The sequence below is a fragment of the Streptomyces sp. NPDC057743 genome (assembly GCF_042798755.1).
Lineage (GTDB): Bacteria > Actinomycetota > Actinomycetes > Streptomycetales > Streptomycetaceae > Streptomyces.
Genome location: NZ_JBHVJX010000040.1, coordinates 1 through 23,607, shown reverse-complemented (window position 1 = coordinate 23,607; position 23,607 = coordinate 1). Strand labels below are relative to the sequence as shown.

20 protein-coding genes are annotated in these 23,607 nt (G+C 73.5%); 10 read left to right on the top strand and 10 right to left on the bottom strand.

The features are described from left to right. Nucleotides 1-162 precede the first annotated feature (162 nt). The 4 genes from ACFVFQ_RS32385 to ACFVFQ_RS32370 all read right to left on the bottom strand — a co-directional run bounded on the left by ACFVFQ_RS32385 (nucleotide 163) and on the right by ACFVFQ_RS32370 (nucleotide 3,924). On the bottom strand, nucleotides 163-1,512 hold the full coding sequence (locus ACFVFQ_RS32385) for an NAD(P)/FAD-dependent oxidoreductase (RefSeq protein ID WP_383422933.1): 1,350 nt from the start codon (nucleotides 1,510-1,512) through the stop codon (nucleotides 163-165). Then, nucleotides 1,509-1,703: a ferredoxin gene (locus ACFVFQ_RS32380; protein ID WP_274912218.1), complete on the bottom strand. Its 195-nt coding sequence runs from the start codon at nucleotides 1,701-1,703 to the stop codon at nucleotides 1,509-1,511. The genes ACFVFQ_RS32385 and ACFVFQ_RS32380 overlap by 4 nt, the downstream gene beginning before the upstream one ends. Before the next feature lie 65 nt (nucleotides 1,704-1,768). Next, nucleotides 1,769-2,998 (bottom strand): cytochrome P450, encoded by a 1,230-nt coding sequence (locus ACFVFQ_RS32375; RefSeq protein ID WP_383422931.1) that lies wholly within the window; start codon nucleotides 2,996-2,998, stop codon nucleotides 1,769-1,771. 305 nt (nucleotides 2,999-3,303) lie between these two features. Continuing rightward, entirely contained in the window at nucleotides 3,304-3,924 is a 621-nt protein-coding gene (locus ACFVFQ_RS32370) for a TetR/AcrR family transcriptional regulator (RefSeq protein WP_383422929.1), read from the bottom strand. Nucleotides 3,925-4,383: 459 nt separating this feature from the next. Between ACFVFQ_RS32370 and ACFVFQ_RS32365 the strand changes: the two genes are divergently transcribed. Beyond that, complete coding sequence (locus tag ACFVFQ_RS32365) at nucleotides 4,384-5,175, top strand: alpha/beta fold hydrolase (protein ID WP_383422927.1); 792 nt, start codon at nucleotides 4,384-4,386, stop codon at nucleotides 5,173-5,175. 39 nt (nucleotides 5,176-5,214) lie between these two features. On the opposite strand, the gene ACFVFQ_RS32360 is transcribed toward ACFVFQ_RS32365, so the two are convergent. Beyond that, on the bottom strand, nucleotides 5,215-7,302 hold the full coding sequence (locus tag ACFVFQ_RS32360) for a restriction endonuclease (RefSeq protein WP_383422925.1): 2,088 nt from the start codon (nucleotides 7,300-7,302) through the stop codon (nucleotides 5,215-5,217). A 260-nt stretch (nucleotides 7,303-7,562) separates the two neighbouring features. Between ACFVFQ_RS32360 and ACFVFQ_RS32355 the strand changes: the two genes are divergently transcribed. From ACFVFQ_RS32355 to ACFVFQ_RS32340, 4 genes are all read left to right on the top strand, one after another. After that, the gene (locus ACFVFQ_RS32355; RefSeq protein ID WP_383422923.1) at nucleotides 7,563-8,363 is read left to right on the top strand and encodes a triose-phosphate isomerase family protein; all 801 of its coding nucleotides are present in this window, start codon (nucleotides 7,563-7,565) and stop codon (nucleotides 8,361-8,363) included. A gap of 29 nt (nucleotides 8,364-8,392) precedes the next feature. Beyond that, entirely contained in the window at nucleotides 8,393-8,854 is a 462-nt protein-coding gene (locus ACFVFQ_RS32350) for an RpiB/LacA/LacB family sugar-phosphate isomerase (RefSeq protein ID WP_383422920.1), read from the top strand. A 67-nt stretch (nucleotides 8,855-8,921) separates the two neighbouring features. After that, nucleotides 8,922-9,935, top strand: a complete 1,014-nt coding sequence (locus ACFVFQ_RS32345; RefSeq protein WP_383422918.1) for a zinc-dependent alcohol dehydrogenase family protein — start codon at nucleotides 8,922-8,924, stop codon at nucleotides 9,933-9,935. Further along, complete coding sequence (locus ACFVFQ_RS32340; protein ID WP_383422916.1) at nucleotides 9,932-10,984, top strand: NAD(P)-dependent alcohol dehydrogenase; 1,053 nt, start codon at nucleotides 9,932-9,934, stop codon at nucleotides 10,982-10,984. Before ACFVFQ_RS32345 ends, ACFVFQ_RS32340 begins: the two co-directional genes overlap by 4 nt. Before the next feature lie 24 nt (nucleotides 10,985-11,008). Here ACFVFQ_RS32340 and ACFVFQ_RS32335 read toward each other — a convergent pair whose 3' ends face one another. Continuing rightward, nucleotides 11,009-12,049, bottom strand: a complete 1,041-nt coding sequence (locus ACFVFQ_RS32335) for a glycoside hydrolase family 88 protein (RefSeq protein WP_383422914.1) — start codon at nucleotides 12,047-12,049, stop codon at nucleotides 11,009-11,011. A gap of 511 nt (nucleotides 12,050-12,560) precedes the next feature. Between ACFVFQ_RS32335 and ACFVFQ_RS32330 the strand changes: the two genes are divergently transcribed. Further along, entirely contained in the window at nucleotides 12,561-13,400 is an 840-nt protein-coding gene (locus tag ACFVFQ_RS32330) for a nitroreductase/quinone reductase family protein (protein ID WP_383422912.1), read from the top strand. A gap of 28 nt (nucleotides 13,401-13,428) precedes the next feature. Here the strand turns inward: ACFVFQ_RS32330 and ACFVFQ_RS32325 are convergent, their stop codons facing one another. Then, on the bottom strand, nucleotides 13,429-14,991 hold the full coding sequence (locus ACFVFQ_RS32325) for an AMP-binding protein (RefSeq protein ID WP_383422910.1): 1,563 nt from the start codon (nucleotides 14,989-14,991) through the stop codon (nucleotides 13,429-13,431). Nucleotides 14,992-15,166: 175 nt separating this feature from the next. Between ACFVFQ_RS32325 and ACFVFQ_RS32320 the strand changes: the two genes are divergently transcribed. Further along, entirely contained in the window at nucleotides 15,167-15,742 is a 576-nt protein-coding gene (locus ACFVFQ_RS32320; protein ID WP_383422908.1) for a TIGR03086 family metal-binding protein, read from the top strand. 70 nt (nucleotides 15,743-15,812) lie between these two features. Here ACFVFQ_RS32320 and ACFVFQ_RS32315 read toward each other — a convergent pair whose 3' ends face one another. Continuing rightward, nucleotides 15,813-15,983, bottom strand: a complete 171-nt coding sequence (locus ACFVFQ_RS32315; RefSeq protein WP_383422906.1) for a hypothetical protein — start codon at nucleotides 15,981-15,983, stop codon at nucleotides 15,813-15,815. Between the two features lie 423 nt (nucleotides 15,984-16,406). Here ACFVFQ_RS32315 and ACFVFQ_RS32310 point away from each other — a divergent pair, with 423 nt between their 5' ends. Beyond that, nucleotides 16,407-17,831 (top strand): lipase maturation factor family protein, encoded by a 1,425-nt coding sequence (locus ACFVFQ_RS32310; protein WP_383422904.1) that lies wholly within the window; start codon nucleotides 16,407-16,409, stop codon nucleotides 17,829-17,831. Here ACFVFQ_RS32310 and ACFVFQ_RS32305 read toward each other — a convergent pair. Next, nucleotides 17,725-18,813: a tetratricopeptide repeat protein gene (locus ACFVFQ_RS32305; protein ID WP_383422902.1), complete on the bottom strand. Its 1,089-nt coding sequence runs from the start codon at nucleotides 18,811-18,813 to the stop codon at nucleotides 17,725-17,727. The two genes, ACFVFQ_RS32310 and ACFVFQ_RS32305, sit on opposite strands and share 107 nt — an antisense overlap. A 247-nt stretch (nucleotides 18,814-19,060) precedes the next feature. Between ACFVFQ_RS32305 and ACFVFQ_RS32300 the strand changes: the two genes are divergently transcribed. Together ACFVFQ_RS32300 and ACFVFQ_RS32295 are read left to right on the top strand one after the other, a co-directional pair. Beyond that, nucleotides 19,061-20,212 (top strand): lactonase family protein, encoded by a 1,152-nt coding sequence (locus ACFVFQ_RS32300; RefSeq protein WP_383422900.1) that lies wholly within the window; start codon nucleotides 19,061-19,063, stop codon nucleotides 20,210-20,212. A 93-nt stretch (nucleotides 20,213-20,305) separates the two neighbouring features. After that, nucleotides 20,306-21,742, top strand: a complete 1,437-nt coding sequence (locus tag ACFVFQ_RS32295; RefSeq protein ID WP_383422898.1) for an amino acid permease — start codon at nucleotides 20,306-20,308, stop codon at nucleotides 21,740-21,742. Nucleotides 21,743-22,004: 262 nt separating this feature from the next. Here the strand turns inward: ACFVFQ_RS32295 and ACFVFQ_RS32290 are convergent, their stop codons facing one another. After that, nucleotides 22,005-22,745, bottom strand: a complete 741-nt coding sequence (locus ACFVFQ_RS32290) for a transglycosylase family protein (protein WP_383422896.1) — start codon at nucleotides 22,743-22,745, stop codon at nucleotides 22,005-22,007. Nucleotides 22,746-23,607: the final 862 nt, after the last annotated feature.

Below are 23,607 nucleotides of genomic sequence, written 5' to 3'. Positions count from 1 at the left end.
GGGCGCCGGACGTCCACGGTGGCCGCCGAACGATCGACGGGAGTGTGCCGTCCGGCCCCGGGGGGCCGGTGAGCCGCCGCCGGTGGGCAGCAGCGGCTCGCGCAGCAGCCGCTCGGGCAACGGGTGCCGGCCAGCGACTGCTGCTGAGCAACTGCCGGGCCGTCAGCCGGCGGTGGTGCCCTCCCGGACCCGGTCGCGCGCCTCCTCCCAGGGGAGGGGGGTGGCAACCGCGGCGCGCAGGGCCCGTATCTGGCGCGGCGGCAGGGCGCAGGCCAGCACGCCGACGGCCCGGCCGTCCCGGCCGAAGAGCGCGACGGCGCGCCGGGCGTCGTGGTCCAGGACGGTGGTCTCGACCTGGTCGGCACCGGCGGTCAGGCCGTACGCCTGGAGCTTGAGGCCGTACTGGTCGGACCAGAAGTACGGCACGGGGGCGAACGGGCGGCGCTCGGGCCGCTTTGCCCCCGCAGCGGTGCCGTCGGCCTCGCCGGGGCCGTCACCCGCACTGGGGCCGTCACCCTCGGCGGGGTCGTCGGCCTCGGCGGCGCGCTCGGCGGTCAGCTCGGCGACGAGGTTGCGGGCGGCGGCCATGGCCTGCTCGGTGGCGTTCATCCGGTGCTCGAAGCGGAGCGGGCGGCCGTGCAGCGGGTGCTCCCAGCGGGCCACGTCGCCGGCGGCGTAGATGCCGGGGGCGGCGGCGCAGTAGGCGTCGCACCCCAGGCCGTCGGTGGTGTCCAGCGCCGGGTCGGTAAGCCAGCTCACGGCGGGCTCGGAACCGATGGCGAGCAGCACCAGATCGGCCGGGAGCCGGCTGCCATCGGCCAGCCGGACGCCGCCGACCTGCGCCGGCGCTCCGGGCGCGGGGTCGCTCGCGGCCTCGAACTCGGCGACCTCACCGGTCAACAGCCGGACGCCGCGGGCCGCGTGCTCCTCCGCGAGCAGCTCGCCGATCCCCGCACCGACCGCGGCGACCATCGGCACCGGCTGACGGCCGATCAGGGTGACCTCGTGCCCCAACTCCCGGGCGACCGCGGCGGCCTCGCAGCCCAGGACGCCGTTGCCGACCACGACCAGGCGGCGGACGCCGCCGGACAGCCGGTCGCGCAGCGCCAGCGCGTCGTCCAGGGTGCGCAGGGTGAAGACCCCGGCGAGGCCGTCGGCGGCGGGCAGCGTGCGGGCCGCCACGCCGGTGGCGATGATCACGCCGGCGCAGGTCAGGCGCTCGCCGTCGTCGAGGGTGAGGGTGCGGGTGGCGACGTCGAGGCCGGTGGCCCGGGTGCCGAGCCGCAGGTCCAGGCTGAGCGGGTCGATCTGTTCCTTGCTGCGCAGCAGCAGGCGCTCCGGCTCCCAGGCGCCGTGCAGCAGCTGCTTGGACAGCGGCGGCCGGTCGTACGGGAGGTGGGGCTCGTCGCCGATCAGGGTCAGCGGGCCGTCCCAACCGGCCCGGCGCAGGGCCTCGGCGGCGGTGATCCCGGCCGCGGAGGCGCCGACCACCGCGATCGGGCGGGCTGTCATTCCTGGACCTCGATCACGGCGGCGGGGCAGATGGCGGCCGCCTCGCGGACCGCGTCATGCTGCTCGGCCGGCGGCTCGGCGTCCAGCAGGACGACCACGCCGTCCTCGTCGCGCTGATCGAAGACCTCGGGGGCGACCAGCACGCACTGGCCGGCGGCGCAGCACTTCTCGGCATCGATGGTGATCTTCATGGGGTGGCTCCGTGGGGTCGTTGACGAGTGGTGGGACGGTCGGTGCGATCGGTGCGACCGGCCGGTCACCAGGTGACGGGCAGGGAGTGGCAGCCGTAGATGGCCATGTCGGTACGGAACGGGATCTCGTCCAGGGGCACGGCGGGCCGCATGGTGGGGAAGCGCCGGAGCAGGGTGGCTATGACGACCTGGAGCTCGACGCGCGCCAGGGCCTGGCCCAGGCACTGGTGGATGCCGTAACCGAAGGCGACGTGGTGCTGGGCGTTGGGCCGGGTGATGTCGACGCGGTCGGGGTCTTCGAAGACCGTCGCATCGCGGTTGCCGGACGAGACGGCCACCACGACGCCCTCGCCGGCCCGGATGAGCTGGCCGCCGACCTCGATGTCGGCGGTGGCGACCCGGCGCGGGCCGTTGCGGATGATGCTGTGGAAGCGCAGCAGCTCCTCGACGGCGCCGCGGATCAGACCCGGGTCCTTGCGGAGCCGCTCGGCGGTCTCCGGGGAGCGCATCAGCGTCAGGGCGCTGAGGCCGATCATGTTGGCGGTGGTCTCGTGGCCGGCGACCAGGAGCAGGGAGGCGAACGCGGCGACCTGGTCGTGGGTGATCTCGCCGGTCTGCTGCTGCTCGACGATCAGCCGGCCGAGGATGTCGTCGCCCGGCTCCTTCTCCTTGGCGGTGACCAACTGGTCGAGGTAGTCGCGGAGTTCGACCCGGGCGGCCTCGCGCTCGTCCTCGGCGATGGTGCGGGAGAGCAGCTTGCCGGTGAGCCGCTGGAAGATGTCGTGGTCGTCGTAGGGGACGCCCAGCAGCAGGCTGATGACGAGCGAGGGGACGGGGAGCGCGAGCGTCTCGATCAGGTCCACCGGCTCACCGGCTCGGCGCTCCAGCGCGTCGCACAGCTCGTCGGTGAGGCGCTGGATCTCCGGCCGCAGCGCCTCGACGCGCTTGACCATGAACTCGCGGGTGACCATCCGCCGGAGCCGGGTGTGCTCCGGCGGATCCATGCGGATGAAGCCGCGGTTCTTGGTGCTGCCGCCGCCGGTCATGCCGCTGAGTGGGTAGCCATGCAGGGTGGTGTCGGAGCTGAAGCGGGTGTCGCCGAGGATCGCGCGGATGTCGGCGTAGCGGGTGGCCAGCCAGGACCAACTGCCGTCGGGGAGCGAGATCTTGGAGATCGGCTCCTCGGCGCGCAGGGCGCCGAACTCGGCCGGGGGGTCGAAGGGGCAGCCGCTCGGGGGCTGGACGGGCAACGGCGCCGGGGCCGCGGGAACTGTGGTGTCGATCATCTCGGTCATCTCGCTCCTCGTGCGCACAGCGCGGGGTGTGCGCCATGAGTCGATCCTTCGCCTAACGACTGTAAACTTACACACGTAATGATCGGGTAAACGCCTCGGGGTTTCCGTCGAAACGTGAGGAAGGGAACACCCGACAGCACCCGGCAGCACCCAGCGGCGCGGGCAGCAAGCAGCGCACGGCGGGCAGCCGCACAGCGCAAAGGCCCCGGCCGAAGAACGGCCGGGGCCTTGCGGCGCCACGGGGCGAAAGGGAGGGCGGAGGAGAGAAGGGCGGGAGAGGCAGGCGGCCGGCCGCGAAGTGCGGCTCAGCGCTCCAGCAGCAGCTCGATGAGTTCCTCCACGAACCCGTCCAGCCGGCTGGTGTCCTTGCGGCTCGGCATGACCTGCCAGATCATCACCCGGCCGTGCACCGCCGACCACAGCAGGTACGGCGCCTCGGCGCGCGAGCCGCGCACCCGCCAGCCGGCCTCCTCACAGGCGGTCAGCGCGTGGTGCCAGCTGCGCACCAGGAGTCCGGCCGGGTGGCCGGCGAGCCGCTCGGGGTCGACCGGGGTCTGCCGGGTCTCGTAGAGCAGCCGGTAGTTGGCCGGGTGCTCTATGGCGTAGCGGCAGTAGGCGCGGAGCTGGGCGCGCAGCCGGGCCACCGGGTCGCCGTCGTCGGCCTGCGCGGCGGCGTCGGTCATGGCGTGCGCGAGGCGCTCGTAGCTGATCTCCAGGGTGGCCCAGACCAGTTCGGTCTTGTCGGCGAAGTGCCGGTAGATGCTCGGCGCTGCCACGCCGGCCTCGCGGGCCACCGCGCGCAGCGACAGCGCGTCCTCGCTGCCGACCTCCTCCAGGAGGCGCTCGGTCGCCCGCAGCAGTTCCTCGCGCAGGCGCTCACCCTGTCCGCGCGGGTTACGGGGCCGGACGGCCGCACTCTCGCTCACTGCCCTCCGGTCCTTTCCTGGGCTGCCGCTCTGATGGTCGGCGGGGGCTCTACTCCTTCACCAGGGTTTCACACCCCGAGGGCGGACCGTACCGGAGGATCGCGGTCCGCTCGTCCCGCGACCCGGCGGGCGCGCCCAGAAGCCAGTCCGCGAACCAGGTCGGGCAACCAGGCCGGACACGAGGAGCGCTCACCGTCCGTGAGTGCGCGCGGCGCCCCGGTGACGCCTTCTCGCGCCGCCCGACCGCCCGCTCGCCGGCCCGGCATCGGGGCCGGCACCCACCCGGCACACGCACGCAGCACACCCCTCCCCCACAACACGACACGACTCGACACGACACGACACGACCCACTAACTCGACTGTCCCGTACGCCGGTTACGACACCCCTTCGGACAACACGCGCCGCCCCTCGGCCTGTTGGCGCCCCATTGCGCCGGCCCGCACCTAGGGTGCCCGGTATGGACGAGGAACCGCTGCATGTGACGGTGTGGGACGAGGGGCTGCCCGGGGCGCCGCGGGCGCTGCTGGTGCACGGCACGATGAGTTGGGGAACCGAGTGCTTCGCCGGGCAGCGGCCGTTGGCCGGGATGTTCCGGCTGGAGCTGGTGGACCGGCGCGGCTTCGGCGACAGTCCGGACGTCGAGCGGAGCGACTACGAGGTGGACGCCGAGGACCTCGGCCGGCTGCTCGGAGCGGGCGCCCACCTGGTGGGGCACTCGTACGGCGCGGCGGCCGCGATGCTGGCCGCCTCGGCGCGGCCGGAGGCCGTCCACTCGCTCACCCTGATCGAGCCGTCGCCGCTGCGTACCGCCGCCGCGCACCCCGTCGTACGGGCGGCGTTGGAGCGGCTGCGGGCGGCGTTCGCGAACGCGGGGGAGCTCGGGGAGGTGAGCCCGGAGGACTATCTGCGGCAGTCCACCGAGGCGTACGGGATGCGCCTGCCGGAGGTCACGCCCCGGATGCTGCGGGCGGTCCGGACGGCGATGCGGGAGCGGCCCGTCTGGGACGCGCAGATCCCGCTGGCGCCGCTGATCCGGGCGCAGTTGCCCAAGACGGTGATCAACGGGACGTGGGAGAGTGCCAACCCGGAATACCGCGCGTTCGTCGGCGATGCGCTGGCCGCGTGCAGGGAGTACCTCGCGGAGATGATCGGTGCCCGGCACGTGCGGGTGCCGGACACCGACCACGCCCCGCACCAGGACCGGCCCGAGGTGGTCAACGAGGTCCTCGCCCGGCTGTGGCAGAGCTGACGCCGCGGGTGGCGGCCGGTCTCAGCTCACCTCGATGCCTCAGCTCACCTCGATACCGAAGTCGCCCACCAGGGCGGCCAGTCCACCGGGGTAGCCCTTGCCACCGAGGACGAACTCCCAGTCGTCGCCGGGGCGGCGGCGGAACGAGCCGAGTACCAGGGCCCGTTCGCCGGGCCGCCCGTCGGAGACCGGGAGCCGGTCCAGCTCGGTGCCGGCGGTGTCCAGCAGCCGGATCCGGGCGTCGGTGAAGCCGTCGAGGTCGCCGCCCGGGTCGGTCTCCTGGTCGACCGCGGCGACCAGCACCAGCCGGTCGGCGCCGGGCGGCAGCGCGTCGAAGCGCACCCGCAGCGCGGCGCGGTCCTGGGTCACCCCGGCCAGCATCCGCACCGAACCGTCCGGTGTGGACGGGTTGTTGAAGAAGACGAAGTGGTCGTCGTCGAGCACCGCGGCGCCCTTGCAGACCAGGGCGCAGACGTCGAGGTCGGCCGCGCCGGACCAGTTCATGGCGAGGGTGACGTGCTCGGGCGCCGCGTCGGCGGGCTCCGGGGCGCCGGGGCTCGCGTCGTCGGGTCCGAGGCGGCCGCGCAGCCCGTACCGGCCTAGCAGATCGACGAGTTCGGGGCCGGCGATCAGGGTGAGCGGCTTCCCCTGGGCGAAGCGGTGGGCGCCGGGCCCGAATTGGGAGGTGGTCACCAGGACGCCCTTGTTGGCGCCCTCGGACTGGACGGTCCCGTAGAGGTCGCGGACGGCAGTGGGCGGGACGGTGTTGCGGTAGCGCTTGACCTGGACGACGATCTTGCCGCCGCGGATCGGGTCCGGGTCCAGGGCGTCCACGTCGATCCCGCCGTCGCCGGAGCGCTGGGTGGTGACGGCCTGCATGCCCATCGCGCGGAACAGCTCGGCGACCAACTGCTCGAAGGCGAGCGGGTCCATCGCGTGCAGATCGGCCTCGCCGTCGGTGCCGTGCGAGACCACGGCGCCGCCGGCGATGTCGGCCGGCCGCCGCCCGGGGCGCACCTGGGTGCACTGGTCGGGACGGGCGGAGAGCTGGCCGCGGAGCCCTTCGGTGAGGCAGTCCGGGGCGCTGACCTGGGCCAGGTGGTAGGAGTCGAGGGCGCTGCGGGGGGCCAGGACGGTGGCGAGGAAGAGGGTGGCGGGGCGTCCGGTGACCGGGTCGACGTCGTCGACGAAGCCGTTGAGCGCCACCGAGTCCAGGGCGCCGAAGGTGTCCGCGGCGAACAGGTCGTGCAGGACCAGCAGCATGCTCTGGGCGATGACCTCGCGGTAGAGGGCCCGGCGTTGGGCGGCCGGGCGGGCGGTCTCCCGCTCCTCGTCGGGGGTGGGCAGGTAGCGGACGGACTTGACGGCGGGGACGACGTCGTAGCCGGGCAGTTCCCAGTCGAGGACCAGTTGGCGGGCGGCGGTGTCGTAGCCGGCGCTGAGTTGGCGGGGGAAGCCCTCGGGCCAGGAGGTGCCGGAGTAGAGGGCGGCGGAGAAGTACTCGACGACGGCGTCGGCGTCGCCGGCGCGCAGGCCGTCGAGCAGCTCCCGGACCCCGGCGTTGTGCCGGCGTATCGCGTCGAGGGCGCCGGCCGCCCACTGGTCGTACTGCTGGCGGTAGGCGGCCAGTTGGGACTGGCGGTGGGCCTCAGCGGACTGCGCGGCGTACCAGTCCTGTTCGAAGCGGGCGCGGGCCTCCTGCCGGTCGCGGTCGCGGCGGACGCCGGAGCGCAGCCCGCCGGTGGGCGCCTGGTAGCGGGCCGGGTCGGGCATGGTCACCGGGGTGGCGAGGGCGCCGGGGGCGAAGGGTTCGACGCGCTCGGGGCGGAGCAGGGCGTCGGCGGTGAAGGCGGGGGCCCGGCAGCCGTCGGCGAGCAGGTCGGTGAGGGCGGTGACGCGGGCGTCGAGTTCCTCGGTGCGGCGGCGGGCGTCGGCCTCGCGCTGCCGGCGGTAGGCGGTCTGCCGCTCGCGGTGCATCCGGGCCATGGCGCGCTCGGCGGCGCGGGCCTGCCGTTCCTGTTCCCGTTGCTGCTGCACGCGGGCGCGGTGTTCGGCCTCCGTCCGGCGTTGCTGCTGGCGCTGTGCCTCGGCCCAGATGCCGAGTAATCCCTGGGAACGGCGGCTCATTTGGCGGTTCGTCCTCCCCCCGGGGCGGCGCCCCCGGAACGTGCGGCAGTGGTGGCGTCTGTGCCGGTCTGCCCTGGTCTGCTGTGGTGAGCCGACTTTATCGGGGGCGTGCGCCGGCGATCAGGGGGCGGGTGAGTCTCGGCCGGGCGGCGCCGGCGAGGGTGGCGCGGACCGGCCACGAGCGCCGCAAAAATCACAGACATCTCGTGAAGTTCACGTCTTGATTTGAGAACTTCACATGTGGTTCTGTTGGAAACATCATGAGCGACGTGATTCCTGAGGCCGTGCTTCGCCACAACGTGGCGGACGCCGGCGCCGCGCCCCGCCCAGTGGTGGGCGTCTCGCTGAAGCTGTACTTCGGGCTGGCGCAGACCCGGGCCTGGCTCGGCGAAGTTGCTGCCCTCGCCCCCGTGTTGGCCCGCCTCCCCCGCCCCGTCGACCTCTTCGTCCTGCCGTCCTTCCCGGCCCTGGCGGACGCCCGGGAGCTGCTGTCCGGCACCGGCATCGGCTACGGCGCGCAGGACGTGCACTGGGCCGAGCACGGCGCCTGGACCGGCGAGGTCTCGGCCGGGATGCTCGCCGAGACCGGCGCCTGCTACGTCGAGGTCGGCCACGCCGAGCGCCGCCGGCACTTCGGCGAGACCGACGAGACGGTGGCCGCCAAGACCCGGGCCGCCACCGCGGCCGGCCTCATCCCGGTGATCTGCGCCGGCGAGCAGCGCGCGGCGGACCCGGCCGTGGCCGCCGAGGAGACCCTGACCCAGGTGCGGGCCGCGCTGGCCGGCGCCGCACCGGGCAGCGAGGTGATCGTCGCCTACGAGCCGGTGTGGGCGATCGGCGCCCGCGAGCCGGCGCCCGCCGAGCACGTCCGCTCGGTCGCCGCGGCGATCCGCGGCGCGCTGCGCGACCACGACGTGCGCGGCCGGCTGATCTACGGCGGGACCGCGGGCCCCGGCACCCACGGCGAGCTGGCCGGTGCCGTCGACGGGCTCTTCCTGGGCCGGCTCGCCCACGACCCCGAGGGCCTGCGCAGGGTCCTCGAAGAGATCTCCAGCAGCTGACCGCCCCACCCAGCCCCGAGGAGCCCACCGTGACCCGCACCCCTCCGATCGCGATCGGCGCCGACGACGCCGCCACCGCCATGAAGGACGCGATCGCCGCCTACCTCACCGAGCACGGCTATCCGGTCACCGACCTGAGCGCCACCGCCGACGAGGACTACCCCGACGTCGCCGAGCGGGTCGCGCGCAGCGTGGCCCGCGGCGAGCACGAGCGCGCGGTGCTGATCTGCGGCACCGGCATCGGCATGGCGATCGCCGCCAACAAGGTCCCCGGTGTCCGGGCCGCACAGATCCCGGACAGCTACAGCGCCGAACGGGCCCGGAAGTCCAACGACGCCCAGATCGCCTGCTTCGGCAGCCGCACCATGGGCGTGGAGGCGGCGCTGGTGTGCCTGCGCCATTGGTTGGACTCCGACTTCGCCGGCGGCCGTTCGGCCCCCAAGGTGGAGAAGATCAAGCAGGTCGAGTCGCGCAACCTGCGCGCGGCATAAGGCCCGCTCTCCCGCGCTCCCCTCCCCGGCTCCCCAACGCCCCTCTCCCGAAAGGCGGTCACGGTCCATGCGCGCAGTAGTCATCGAGGAACCGCACCGGCTCAGCGTCACCACCGTCCCGGATCCGACGCCAGGACCCGGCGAGGTGGTCGTCAAGGTCGCGGCGGCGGGCCTGTGCGGAACCGATGTGCACATGTTGGCGGGCGAGTTCGGGCCGACCCGGTATCCGGTCGTCCCCGGGCACGAGTTCGCCGGTGAGGTGGTCGCGGTGGGCGCCGGGGTCACCGACTTCGCCGCGGGCGACGCGGTCGCGGCCGACCCGGCCCTCTACTGCGGCGCCTGTCACTACTGTTCCATCGGCCACGGCAACCTCTGTGAGCGCTGGGGCACCATCGGCATCACCGTCGACGGCGCCTGCGCGGAGTACGTCTCGGTCCCGGTCCGCAACTGCTACCGGCTCCCCGAGGGCCTGCCGTTGGCGCACGCCCCGCTGATCGAGCCGCTCTCGACCATCGTGCGCGGCTTCGACATCGTCGCCCCCAAACTGGGCGACAACTTCCTGATCTACGGCGCCGGCACCATGGGCCTGCTCTACCTCCAGGTCGCCCAGCGCTCCGGCGCCGCCTCGGTCTCGGTGGTGGACCTCAACGAGGAACGGCTGGCAGTGGCCCGGAAGTTGGGCGCGGACGCCGTCGCCACCAACGCCGACGCGCTGGCCGACGCCCACCCGCGCGGCTGGGAGGTGGTCACCGACTGCACCGGCAACGTCCGGGCCATCGAGGACGGGCTGACCCGGCCGGCCCGCGGCGGCACCTTCCAGCAGTTCGGCTGCGCGCCCGACCAGGAGTCCGCGCGGTTCTCGCCGTTCCGGATCTACAACGACGAGATCCGGATCGTCGGCAGCATGGCGATCCTGCACAGCTACGGGCGGGCGGTGGAGCTGCTCGGCAAGGGCGTCATCGACTGCGAGACCATGATCACCCACCGGTTCGGACTCGACGACTACGCCACCGCCCTGGAGACCTTCCAGAAGGGCACCGGACGCAAGCTGCAGATCGTCCCGAGCGGACCGGCGGCATGACGGCCGCGGCGGGCCGGGCGATCCCGGCCACCATGCGCGCCGCCGTCCAGCGCGGCCCCCGTCAACTCGCCGTCGAAGAGGTCCCGGTCCCCGTACCGGGCCCAGGCCAACTCCTGGTGCGCGTCCTGGCCGTCGGCACCTGCGGCTCCGACGTGCACTTCTACGAGCACGGCGAGTTGGGCGGCTTCCGGGCGGACGGGCCGCTGGTCCTGGGCCACGAACCCAGTGGCGTGATCGCCGCGACCGGCCCCGGGGTGACCCGGCGCGCCCCTGGGGGAAGGGTCTCCATCGAGCCGGGTACCTGCTGCGGCCGCTGCGAGCAGTGCCGCGCCGGCCGGTACAACCTCTGCCCGGCGATGCACTTCTACGCCATCCCCGGGCAGGCCGACGGGGCGTTCGCCGAATACGTGCTGGCCCACGAGGACTTCGTGCACCCGGTGCCGGACGGCGTCTCCGACGAGGCCGCGGCGCTGCTGGAACCGCTGTCGGTGGCCGTCTGGGCCTGCCGCAAGGCGCGGGTCGCCCCAGGTGACCGAGTGCTGGTGACCGGCGCCGGCCCGATCGGTCTGGTGGCGCTCCAGACCGCCCGGGCCTTCGGCGCCCAGGAGGTCGTCGTCAGCGACGTCACTCCGCACCGCCTGGCGCTGGCCCGGGAGTTGGGCGCCACCCAGGTGGTCAACGTGGCCGAACGGCCGCTGGCCGAGGCCGGTTTCGCGCCCGACGTGCTGCTGGAGTGCTCCGGCTCGGGCGCGGCGACCACCGAGGCGGTCCGCCAGGTGGCGCGGGCCGGCCGGGTCGTCCTGGTGGGCATGGGCGGCGCGGAGGTCACCCTGCCGCTCGACCACCTCCAGAACCACGAGTTGGAGGTCACCGGCACCTTCCGCTACGCCCGGACCTGGCCGACCGCGCTCGCCCTGGTCACCTCCGGCGCGGTCGACCTGGACCGGCTGGTCACCCACCGCTACGGCCTCGCGGACGCCGAGCGCGCGCTGACCGCCGGAGCCCGCGAACCGGACGCCGTCAAGGCGGTGGTGCTGCCGCAGAAGTAGCGGACGGCGGGCGGCTCGCCGCGCTCACACCCCGAGCGCGGCGAGCTCCGCGCCGGCCATCAGGAAGGCCCCCACACCGAAGTCGGCGGTGGAGTCGTAGGTGATCGGCTGGCCCGACTCCGGCCGGTCACCGATGCCTTGGACGTAGCCCAGGAAGCCGTCGGGATGCACGGCGGTGGCCACCATGCCGGCCCAGGCGCGCTCGGCCATCGGCAGATAGCCCTCGCGCGGCACCACGCCGGCCCGGATCGCGGCGGCGACGGCGTAGGCGAACAGCGCGGTGCCGCTGGTCTCCGGTCCTGGCAGGTGTCGGGGGTCGGCGAGGTTGACGTTCCAGAAGCCGTCCGGGCGCTGCACGGCGCGCAGCGCGGCCAGTTGGTCGGCGAGGGTGCGGCGGTAGCCCGCGGCCGGTGCGAAGGTGTCGGGCAGCACCGCCAGCACCTTGGCGTGCGCGGCGGCCACCCATCCGTTGCCGCGGGACCAGTGCACCGGACCGCCGCCCGGCGAGGTGATCCCGCCGGGCAGGAAGCGCTTGTCGCGGTACCACAGGGCGCTTTCGGGGTCGTACAGTCCGGGCCCGCCCTCGGTGTTCCGGGTGTGGCTGTAAAGGGCGTGCATCGCGGCCCAGTAGGCGGGCTCCTCGCGCAGCGCCCCGAGCCGGGCGAACGACGGCATCGCCATGTGCAGCGCGTCGTCCCACCACCAGTCGTCGTGCCGCTGTTCCACGGTGTCGGCCATCGCCCGCACCGCCCGCTCGATGGCGGCCGGCTTCGCCGGGTCGGGCGCCGGGTCCAGGGCGTAGAGGTCGAGGTAGACCTGGCCGGCGCACTGGTCGTCGGGGCGCCGGGTGGTGGGGCCGCCCCGCAGGCCGTAGGCGTGCCGTTCGGCCCAGGCGTGCGCGTGGGCGAGGTAGCGCGGTTCGCGGGTGAGGCGGTGCAGGGCCAGCAGACCGCAGAAGAAGGTGGCCCGGGCCCATTGGTTGTCGCCGGGGTCGTGGTGCGCGCCGATCCAGTGGTCGGCGACCCGGCGCAGTACGGCAACGGTGGGGACGTGCCGGCGTTCCATGAACACCCCTCCGGGACGGAAGCGATGGATATTCACGTACACGAACAGCGTTTCTGCACTTGGGTGAGCGGGGGACATCGTGGCAGCCAACTCGCGCCGGCGGAAGGGGCGGTGGTGCGCCGGCGCACGGGCGGCCGGATTGCGCATCGCACGCGTGTGCCCGTAACGTGGGCGCCGTGACTACCGGGTCGGCCATGGGCCATGAGCGAGTGAGGCACCCGGTCACTCCGTGACCGCGCGGCGGGTGAGAGCCCCGCCCCCGCCTCCCAACCCCTCCTGTTTCTGCTTCTCTTCCGCGCCTGTGCCGCGCGCGCCGGCCTCCTGCCGCGCCGCCGCTTCGCGCGCGTTTCCTTCCTTCCGTGCCACGGACGCCGCGCCCTGCCGCGGACGCCGCCATGCCATGGACGCCGCCGTGCCGCGCCCCGCCGCGCCGCACCCCCGCCGTCGCGTGGTCGCTCCGCCCTGCCCGCGCGCTCCGGGCGCCTCACCTTCCTTGGGAGAACACCCCTTCATGCCCCATGACTTCAACCAACAGGTCATCGACGCGTTCCGGGCCAACGCCGGCCGGGTCGGCGGCCCCTTCGAGGACGGCCGGCTGATCCTGCTGACCACCACCGGCGCCCGCAGCGGCGCCCGGCACACCACCCCGGTCGGCTACCTCCCCGACGGCGAGCGGATCCTCGTCATCGCCTCCGCCGGCGGCGCCCCGCACCACCCGGCCTGGTACCACAACCTCGTCGCCCACCCCCATGTCACCGTGGAAACCGGGGTGTTCGCCTACGAGGCGCGGGCCGAGGTTCTGACCGGCGCCGAACGCGACCGGCTCTTCGCCCGCGCCGTGGAGGCCGACCCCGGCTGGGCCGCCTACCAGGCGAAGACCCACCGCACCCTCCCGGTGGTGGCGCTGACCTCTGCCGAGAACGGCCCGCCGCGCTTCGCCGGCGCCACGCCCGGCGCCACCCTGACGCTGGTGCATGACGCCTTCCGACGGGAACTGCGCACCATCCGGCGGGAGTTGGCCGCCTCGGGATCGCTGCTCGGCGCCCAGCTGCGGGTCAACTGCCTGGCGCTGTGCCAGGGCCTGGACCAGCACCACGCCGGCGAGGACCGCATGATGTTCCCCGCGCTCCGCCGCCGGTCGCCGGAGCTCGCCCCGGTGCTGGACCGGCTGGACGAGGAGCACCGGCGCATCGCGGCGCTCCTCGCCGAGCTGCGGCGGACGCTGGCGGAGCCGTCCGCCGCCCCCGGCGGGATCCGCGCCGAGGTCGAGCGCCTGACGGACGAGCTGGAGTCTCATCTGACCTACGAGGAACAGCAGTTGATCCCGTTGCTGGACGCGATGGCCGGCTGAGCGCCGCGCACGGCCGCGGCCGCCGGGCTCAGATCCGGCGGCCGTGCCCCTCCCAATAAGGGTCCCGCAGCTGCCGTTTGAAGAGCTTGCCGGACTCGTCCCGCGGCAGCCGCTGCTCGAACACCACGGTCCGCGGCACCTTGTACGCGGCGAGCCGCCGGGCGACGTGGTCGCGGACGGCCGCGGCGGTCAGCCGCACCCCGGCCTCGGTCTCCAGGTGCGCGGCGAGGGCCTCGCCGAACTCCTCGTCCGGGATGCCGAACACCGCGGCGTCCCGCACGCCTTCGAGCGAGAGCAGGCAGCCCTCGATCTCCGCCGGGTAGATGTTGACGCCGCCGGAGATCACCATGTCGTTGCGGCGGTCGCTGAGATAGAGGTAGCCGTCCTCGTCGAGGTGGCCGATGTCGCCGAGGGTGACGAAACCGGGCAGGCCCGGTGCCTCCATGGCGGCGCGTTTCTCCGCGTCGCCGAGGTAGCTGAAGCGGGGCCAGGTGTCGGCGGGCCGGACGTAGATCTCGCCGGTGGTGCCGGCCGGCAGCACCGCCCCGTCGGGCCCGAGGACCGCGACCTCGCAGGTGCCCTGGGCGCGCCCCACGGTGCCGGGGTGGGCCAGCCACTCCGCGCTGTCGCACCAGGTCACCGCGCCGGTCTCGCTGCCGCCGTAGTACTCCCGAAGCACCGGACCCAGCCAGTCGATCATGGCGTGTTTGATATGGGGCGGGCAGGGCGCGGCGGCGTGCACCACGGAGGTCAGCGAGGAGATGTCGTAGCGCTCGCGGACCTCCTTGGGCAGCCGCAACAGCCGGACGAACATGGTGGGGACCACCTGTGTCTGGGCGATGCGGTGCCGCTCGACCAGCCGCAGGAACTCCTCCGCGTCGAAGTGCGGCATCAACGTGATGTCCAGGCCAGCGGCGAGCGCCAGGACCGCGTGCTGGCTGGGCGAGGCGTGGTAGAGGGGGGCGGGGATCAGGGTCCGGCCGCCGGGCTCGACCGCGAAGTATTCGAGGAAGCCGCTGACCGCCTCGGTGAGCAGTTCCTGGGTGACCGGTTCGCGCAGAACTCCCTTGGGGCGGCCGGTCGTTCCGGAGCTGTAGATGACGGTGGGCGGTCGGGCGTCGGCGGGCCGGTCCAGCGGGGGTCGGTCGGCCAACCAGGCGTCCAGCAGCGGGTACCGGCCGGTGACGGGCGGGACGGCCAGCCCGCAGGCGGCGGCCACGCCGGTCGGCACCGGGACCTCGATGACGTGGACGCCGTCGGGCAGCACGGCGGCCACCGCGGGCAGCAGGTCGGTGTGGGCGAAGACCACCGCGCTGCCGCTGTCGGTCAGCACATGGCGCAGGTCGTCCGCGCGGAAGTGCCAGTTGACCGGGACGGCGGCGGCGCCGAGCAGGGCGGCGGTGGTGGTGATCTCCAGGTGCGCGGGCTCGTTGCGGAGCACCACCGCGACCCGGTCGCCGGGCCCGACTCCCAGCTCTGCCAGGCCCGTTGCGATGCGTGCGGCGCGGTCGAGGAACTCCGGATAGCCACGTTCGTGCCCGGCGCAGCGGATGGCGGGGGCGCCGACGGTGGACGGTGCGACGGCTTCCATGGTGCCTCCAGGAGGGAGCGGCCAGGACCGGCGCACACCGGTCCGGCTCATTGAACAGCGGGCGGTCGGGCGCCCACCAGAGCGCCCCGCGCCATCCCCGGCGCACGCGCGGCGCGGTGCTCCGATCGCCCGGCACGGAGCGCCGCCGTCGGTGGCCGCTCCTATCCTCGGGGCCATGGGAAACGACGACATCCTGCGCTCACACGGCGAGGCGTTGGCGCTCTTCGGCGCGCGGGTCCACGCCGTCCGCGAGGACCAGTGGGAGGCACCCACCCCGTGCACCCAGTGGTCGGTGTTCGATCTGGTCAACCACCTGACCGCGGAGCAGCTCTGGGTGCCCCACCTGGTGCGCGACGGGTCCACCATCGCCGCGCTGGACGGGGACTTCGACGGCGACCAGCTCGGCGAGGACCCGGTCGGCGCCTGGGACCGCGCCGCGGCGGCGGCCGTCGCGGCGTTCGCCGAACCGGGCGCCCTGCACCGCTCGGTCCACCTCTCCTACGGCACCACCCCGGCCGACGCGTACTGCACGCAGATGACCGCCGATGCCGTGGTGCACACCTGGGACCTGTCGCGGGCGATCGGCGCCGACGAGCGGCTGCCGGAGTCGCTGGTGGCCGCGGCGCTGCGCGAGGTGGAGCCGTACGCCGGGGCGTTGGAGGGTTCCGGGTTGTTCGCCGCACCGGTGCAACCCCCGGTCGGCGCCGACGCGCAGACCCGGCTGCTCTGTCTGCTCGGCCGTCGGCCCTGACCACCGAGGAAACCGGCCCCGACCCACTTGCGGGGTCGGGGCCGGCGGGCGCCCGCGGCCGGGCTCTGCGTCAGTCGATGCCGCGGACGATATGTGGTTCGACGGGATCGTCCTCGCAACCGGCCAGGCGCACCGGGGAACAGCGGTCCCACGCCTCAAGATTGCGGACTTCCTTGATTCGCCCGGGGCGCTCGCCCTGCTTCAAAGGGGGCTGCTTGTGTTGAGCCTTGTGCACTGCCACCACGCACTCCTTCTTCGAGGTATTGGTTCCGACGCGGTGGCGCCTTGTTCTCGGACCGGGAGGTCGGCCAGGGTTCGTGGCGTTCCCGCGACGGGCCAATGGTGTTGGCGTCTCCCAGGTGGGTCGTCCGTCGTCCTCCAGGGTATCGGCGCCGCTCGTGGACCGCGCGACTTTTTCGGCGATAACCACCCGTCCCGGGAAGGCGGAAACACCGCCCGGCGCCAAGGGGTGCGCCGGGGCGCCGGAACACGCTCCGTCATTCACCCGTTCGGGCGACGGTCCCCCTCGCGCGCCGCGCTCCCGGGCCGTCCGGTTGCCGGCTCGGGGCGGGTCCGTAGCGTGGAAAGGTAGTGCGTATGCGCGAGGGCGTCGCCCCGCGCGCCGGGTCCGTGCGCCGCTGGCCGCGGTGCTACCCATGGGTGGGTGGAATGGTTCTCGGATCCTGGTGCATGGCTCGGCCGGCTGGTCTTCCAGCGGATGCTCGCGGTGCTGTACGTGGTCGCGTTCGTCGCCGCGGCCCGGCAGTTCCGGGCGCTGTTAGGGACCCGGGGACTGTTGCCGATCCCCGCGTTCACGGCGCGGGTGCCGTTCCGGCTGTCCCCTTCGGTCTTCCAGCTCTACTACTCGGACCGCTTCTTCGCGGGCTGGGCCTGGGGCGGGGCGGTGTTGGCGGCGGCGGTCGCGGCGGGGGCGGCGGACGCGGTGCCGCTGGGGGCGGCGATGCTGCTGTGGGTGGTGCTGTGGGCGATGTACCTGTCCATCGTCAACGTCGGTCAGACCTGGTACGGGTTCGGATGGGAGACGCTGCTGCTGGAGGCCGGGGTGCTGGCGGTCTTCCTCGGCAACGCCGACACCGCTCCCCCGGTGCTGTTCATGTGGCTGCTGCGCTGGCTGTTGTTCCGGGTGGAGTTCGGCGCCGGGCTGATCAAGATGCGCGGCGACCGCTGCTGGCGGGATCTGACCTGCCTCTACTACCACCATGAGACGCAGCCGATGCCGGGCCCGCTGAGCTGGTTCTTCCACCATCTGCCGAAGCCGCTGCACCGGGTCGAGACCGCCGCCAACCACGTCGCCCAACTCGTGCTGCCGGTCCTGTTGTTCACCCCGCAGCCGGTGGCCGGGTGGGCGGCGCTGGGGATGGCGGTCACCCAGCTCTGGCTGGTGCTGTCCGGCAACTTCGCCTGGCTGAACTGGATCACCATCGCGCTGGCCATGTCGGCCGCCGCTCCCCTGTGGGCCGGTCCCCCGGCGGCGCCGGGCGCCCCGCCGACGTGGTTCGAGGTACTGGTGACCGCGGCCGCGGTCGGCGTCGCCGCGCTCAGCTACCGCCCGGCGCGCAACCTCCTGGCCCGGGGGCAGTTGATGAACACCTCGTACGAGCCGCTGCACCTGGTCAACTCCTACGGGGCGTTCGGCAGCATCACCCGGGTCCGCCGGGAGATCGTCCTCGAAGGGACGGCAGACGCGGTCTCCGGACCCGGCACGACCTGGCACGCCTACGAGTTCCACGGCAAGCCCGGCGAAACGGCCCGCCTGCCGCGCCAGTTCGCCCCCTATCACCTGCGGTTGGACTGGCTGATGTGGTTCGCGGCGCTGTCGCCGGCCTACGCCCGGCCGTGGTTCGTGCCGCTGGTGGCGCGGCTGTTGGAGAACGACCGGGACACCGTGGGGCTGTTGCGCCGCAATCCGTTCCCGGACCTGCCGCCGGCCAGGGTGCGGGCGCGGGTCTTCCGTTACCGCTTCACGACCTGGTGGGAACTGCGGGAGACCGGAGAGTGGTGGCACCGGACCGCGGAGCGGGAATTTCTGCCTCCGGTGTCGCGGTCATCTCTTTCCGGAAGGCGATGACCATCTCGCGGGCGTGCCGGAGCCCGATGCGGGCGAAGTCGCCCTCCAGGGCGTCGAGTTCGGCCAGCGTGCCGATCGGGTCGCGGCCCAGGTGGGCGCGGGACTTGGTCAGGCCCAGCCGGGAGAGCGCCTCGCCGCGCGGCTCGCTCATCTCCCGGAACTCGTCCAGCGCGAGGGCGTAGGTGTCGCGGGCCTCGGCGTAACGGCCGGCGCGGTAGAGGACGTTGCCGCGCATCTTGTGGTTGTAGGCGAGCGCGCCGGCGAGGTCCATGGTGCGGCAAATGGCCTCCGCCTCAGAGAGCAAGGCCAGCGCGCGGTCCGGTTCGCCGCGGACCGAGAGCACGTCGGCCACCCCGCGCAGCGACCAGGCCCGGCCGCGGAAGTCGTCGGCCTCGGCGGCGATCCGGGCGGACTCCTCGAAGAGCTCCAGGGCCCTGTCGTGGTCGCCGGTGTTGCGGTGCATCTGGGCTATGCCGGACATCGCCCAGACCATGTGCCGGGCCTCGCCGTGCTCCCGGGCCTGCGCGAGGAGTTGCTCGTGGAGCTCGGCGACGGCGGCGTAGTCGCCCTGGATGCGGCCGGTCTCGGCGAGCCCGGCCAGCGAGTAGCCGTGCGCCAGCCGGTCGCCGCCGGTCTCGGCCAGCGCCACCGCGTGGGCGAGCAGTCGCCGGGCGAGCGGCAGGGTGCCGCACTGGCGGGCCAGGGTGCCGCCGCTCCACAACGCCCAGGCCATCGCGGCCGGTTCACCGGCGGTGCGGGCGCTGCGGTAGGCGGCACGCCAGGCGGTGCCCGCCGCATCCACTCGGCCCAGCCGCCGGTTGGCCTCGGCGACGGCCAGTTGGGCCCTGGACCGCTCCAGCGCGGTGTCCGCGGCGGCGAGTGTGCGGTGCGCGGTGGCCAGTACCTCCTCGTAGGAGGAGTTCACGCTCAGCGCCGAGCCCAGTTCGCCCTGGTACTCCGGGGCGAATGCCTTGCCGTACATCGATCCGTGACCTTTCGATCAAGCGTTTGCCTTGATCGCAAACGTACGGAAGGCGGGGGGTCCGGCGAATCCGTCCGCGTATGGGTTGTGGCGTACGACTGGAGTGCTACGTGCGGGGGTGGCGGTCATCATCGGGATGTACGGGGCCCTCGGGGTTCGGTACCACTGATGAGGCGTCAAGTGAGGTGCTCTTGCGGGGAGATGGGCGGCAGAGTCAGGCTGACCGGCACTACACCGGAGGTGGGGTATGGGCGAGGCGGCCGAGGTCCGGGGTGGCATCGGGCGGCGGGGGTTCGTCGGGGCGGTCGGGGCGGTGGCCCTCTCCGTCGGGGGCGCGCGGACGGCGCGGGCCGCACCACGCGGACGACCGCTGTTCCTGGGGACGTACACCTCCAAGCCGGGCGGCGGCACCGGTATCGGGCTGGCCGCCTACGACCCCCACACCGGTGCCCTGACCGCCACCGGGGTCGTGCCGGGCGTCGCCGACCCCTCGTACCTGGCACCGGCGCCGGACGGCCGGACGCTGTACGCGGTCGACGAGCAGGAGGACGGCGCGGTGACGGCGCTCGCCCTGCCGTCGGGCGGTGGCGCGCCGACGGTGCTCGGCACCCAGCCCACCGGCGGGGCGGGCCCGTGCCATCTGTCGGTGCACCCCAGCGGGCGGTGGCTGCTGAGCGCCAACTACCTGTCCGGGAGCGTGGCGGTGCACCCGGTCCTCCCCGGCGGCGCGCTGGGGCCGCGCACGGACCTGGTCGTCCACGGCAGCCCGCCGCCCGGCCCCGGGCAGACCGGGCCGCACGCGCACCAGATCGTCACCGCCCCCGACGGCCGCCATGTGCTCGCCGTGGACCTGGGCAACGACACCGTCTACACCTACCGGCTCGACCCGCGAACCGGGACGCTGGCCCAGGTGTCGTACGCGACGCTGCGTCCCGGCGCCGGCCCCCGGCATCTGACCTTCCACCCCTCGGGGACGTTCGCGTATCTGGCGAACGAGGTCGACAACACCGCGGTGGTCTGCGGCTACGACCCGCCCAGCGGGCGGCTGGTGCCCGGTGCGCCGCAGTCCACCGGGACCCGGCCCGGGGTCAGTTATCCGGCACAGTTCCTGGTGACCCGCAACGGCCGGTTCGCCTTCCTCGCCAACCGCGGCGACAACACCCTCACCCGCTACGCCGTGGAGGCCGGCGGGGCCCGACTGCGGCTGCTGGACACGGTGCCGGTGGGTGGGGACTTCCCCCGGCAGATCGCCTTCTCACCGGATGAGCGGTGGCTGTTCGCCGCGAACCAGAAGTCCGGGTCGGTGACGGTGTTCGCGGTGGACGCCCGGGTCGGGACGCTGGTGCGGGTGGGCGAGCCGTTCTTGGCGCCGATGGCGGTCTGCGCGCTGCCGCGGTGATCCGCGGGGCGCGACGGTCCGCGGTGGGCGGCCGACGCGCCCGCAACACCGCCGCAACACTCCTGCAGGATTGGCGCGTTAGCGTCGCGCCCCATGAGTACGGGAACCACAGCCTCCGGCGGCGGTGCCGCGCCGGATACCAGTCCGCGGCCCGGCGACCCCGCGGATCCGGGCGCGGCGGCCGCCGGCACGGGGCTCCAACAGGGCCTCAAGCGCCGCCATATGCAACTGATCGCGCTGGGCGGGGTGATCGGGGCCGGGTTGTTCGTCGGCAGCGGGGTGGTGGTCCGCTCCGCGGGGCCGGCCGCGGTGCTGTCGTTCCTGGCCGCCGGCGTGCTCACCGTGCTGATCATGCGGATGCTGGCCGAGATGACGGTGGCCCGCCCGGCGCTGGGCTCGTTCTACGCGCATGTGCGGGAGACCCTCGGCCACCGCGCGGGGTTCGCGGTGGGCTGGCTGTACTGGTACTTCTTCGTGATCGTGGTCGCCGTCGAGGCGGTGGCCGGCGGCCGGATCATCCGGCTGTGGCTGCCCGGCGTCCCGCTGTGGGCGGTCAGCCTGGTGCTGATGGCGCTGCTGACGGCGACGAACCTGGTGTCGGCGCGCTCCTACGGCGAGTTCGAGTACTGGTTCTCGTCGATCAAGGTCGTGGCGATCGTGGTGTTCCTGTTCCTGGGCGCGCTGTATGTGCTCGGGCTGTGGCCCGGCTCGTCCGGCGGGCTGGCGCAGCTCACCGCGCACGGCGGCTTCGTGCCGGAGGGCATCGGGGCGGTGCTGGCCGCCGTCGTGCCGTGCGTCGGCTTCTTCACCGGCGCGGAGATCGTGACCATCGCCGCGGCGGAATCGGTGGAGCCGGAGCGGGCGGTGGCCACCGCCATCCGGTCCATCGTGCTGCGGGTGGTCGCGTTCTATGTGCTGTCGATCTTCCTGGTGGTCGCGGTGGTGCCCTGGACCTCGAAGGCGATAGAGGTCAGTCCGTACGCGGCGGTGCTGGACCGGCTGGCGGTGCCCGCGGCCGGCACGGTGATGAACGCGCTGGTGCTGATCGCGGTGCTCTCCTGCCTGAATTCCGCGCTCTACACCTCGTCCCGGATGCTGTTCGCGCTCACCCGCAATGGGGACGCGCCGCGCGGCTTCACCAAGGTCAGTGCGAGCGGGGTGCCACGGCGGGCGCTGCTGGCCGGGACCTCGGTCGGTTATCTGTCGGTGATCGCGGCCTGGGTCTCGCCCGATGTCGTCTTCCAGTTCCTCATCAACTCCTATGGCGCCATTGCCCTGTTCGTCTATCTGGCGATCGCGGTGGCGCAGCTGCGGATGCGACGCCGGCTGGAACGCGACGAGCCGGAGCGGCTGACCCTGCGGATGTGGGGCTATCCGTGGCTGAGCCGGCTGACCATCGCGCTGATGGCGCTGGTGATCGGTGCGATGGCGGTACTGCCGGACAGCCGGGCGCAGTTCTGGCTGAGCCTGCTCACGCTCGGTGTCGTACTGGCCGGCTACGAAATCCGGCGACGGGTCCGGCGGGCCTAGGGCCGGATGGAGGACCAGATGTCGGGTGGGCCGTCCGCGGCGCCACGGACGGCCCGCCCCTCCCCCCTCACGGCCGGCTCGGAAACCCCCGGAGCAACCGAGAATTCCCCCCGGATTCCTCCGGATTTCTCAGAGGGGCGTTTCCCGTTTCCCCCTGCATACCGTTGGCTCTTCCGGTTTCACCGCTCGCCTCGTCCGGTCGAATTCCCGGCGCATTCGACCGGACGAGGGACGGCCAGGGAGGCCGATCAGCCGCCGTTCCTCACTCCGTACCGGAGACGTGGACCTGCAGATGAGTACCCGGGTAGATGAGGTTCGGGTCCTCGCCGATAACCTGGAGGTTCTTGCGGTAGATTTCCTGCCACGGCTTTCCGTGGACGACCGCGATACTGCTCAGGGTGTCCCCGACATTGACCGTCACGGTGTCGCCGGAAATCCGGTGCAACTGCTTCTTGTGGGTCTTTTCCGCGGGCACCGGGTGCCGCTTGTGGGAGTGCTTCGGCGCGGCGTGGCCCGGGGCCGGCAGGGTGTGCACACGGCCGCCGTGCGGGGTGCCGTGCAGCCCGAGCGAGGCCGAGCAGGCGGGCCAGGCGCGCCAGCCCTGGCGGGCCAGGACCCGCTCGGCGACCCGGATCTGCTGCGCCCGAGACGCCCGGGAGGCACGCGCCGCGTAGGCGCCGCCACCGAAGGAGTGCCAGGTCGAGTGGCCGAACTGGAGCCCTCCGGAGAAACCGTTACCGGTGTCGATCCGCCAGTTGCCGCCGCTTTCGCACTGGGCCAGGCGGTCCCAGGTGCCGGTGCTGGCGGCTTCGGCCGGCTCGTCGGAGACCGCGCCCAGCGCGCCGGCGGCCAGCAGGACTGCGGCCGCGGTGACGCCCCGGGCCCCCCGGCCGCGCAGTCCCTCGCCGCGGGTGGTCCGGTCCGCCGGTTCGCGGGTTTCCGCTGCCCGGCATTCCTGCATCGCGGGCGATTCCTGCGTCTCCGGTACCTGCTGAGTTTCCATTTTCGTGCTCCCGTCGCTTGTGCTGTGCGTACTGATGTGTCGCTCGTTCCGGGGTTCCGGTCGGGCCGGTATTTCGGCGAGCGCGCAGAGGTGTCAGCGATTTCGGCGATTTCTGGGATTCGGGATCGTCGGATGGTTCCCGCGGTGCACTTTTCTCCGGTGCGTTTTCTGCGATGCGTTCCGTGGTGCGGTTCTGTGGTGCGTTCTGCGGTGCGTTCTGTCGTGCGTCGAATTCGACGAGGAAGAGACAACCATGGGCCGCGTCGGCATGGGCAGGGCGCGCGGTAGCGCCTCCGACGGGCGGCCCGCCCCCTCGACGTCGGAAGGGGTACGCAATCCTCCGCATGACGCACGGGCCCGGCGGGTAGGGGCGCACCCTTCGTGCCCGGGGTGCCGAACCGGGCGACAATCGCCCGTCCGTTCGACTTCGGGCCGTCACCCCCCGTGGCTACGCCGGCGTCGGTGCATATGCGCGGCGGGGGGCCGCACACACCGCGCACGGCCCGCGACGCGGTGCAACCGCCTGGGTTTCGGCGGGAGTTGGCAGGTCGCCCGACGGCCGGCGGCCGGTCGCGCGGCGCGCAGCGGCCCGGCGCACCGAGGCCGCCCCGACCGGCCCGCCCCGTGCGCGCCCACCCCCGCCCGCACGCTCCGCATCCCCGCGCGTCGCCGCGCCGCCCGTGCGCCCCTCCGCCCCACCGACCCGCCGGCCGCGGGGGCCGGCAAGCACCACGCCAACGGGGTGGCACGTGCGCGGGGCAAGCGCACTAGGTCCTGTCGTCAAACTCCCGTCGTTCGCCCGGAGGGCGGGCCGGGCGGTGGTCGGTGCGTGCTCTCGGCGTGCCGGGCGGCGGCCCCTGTA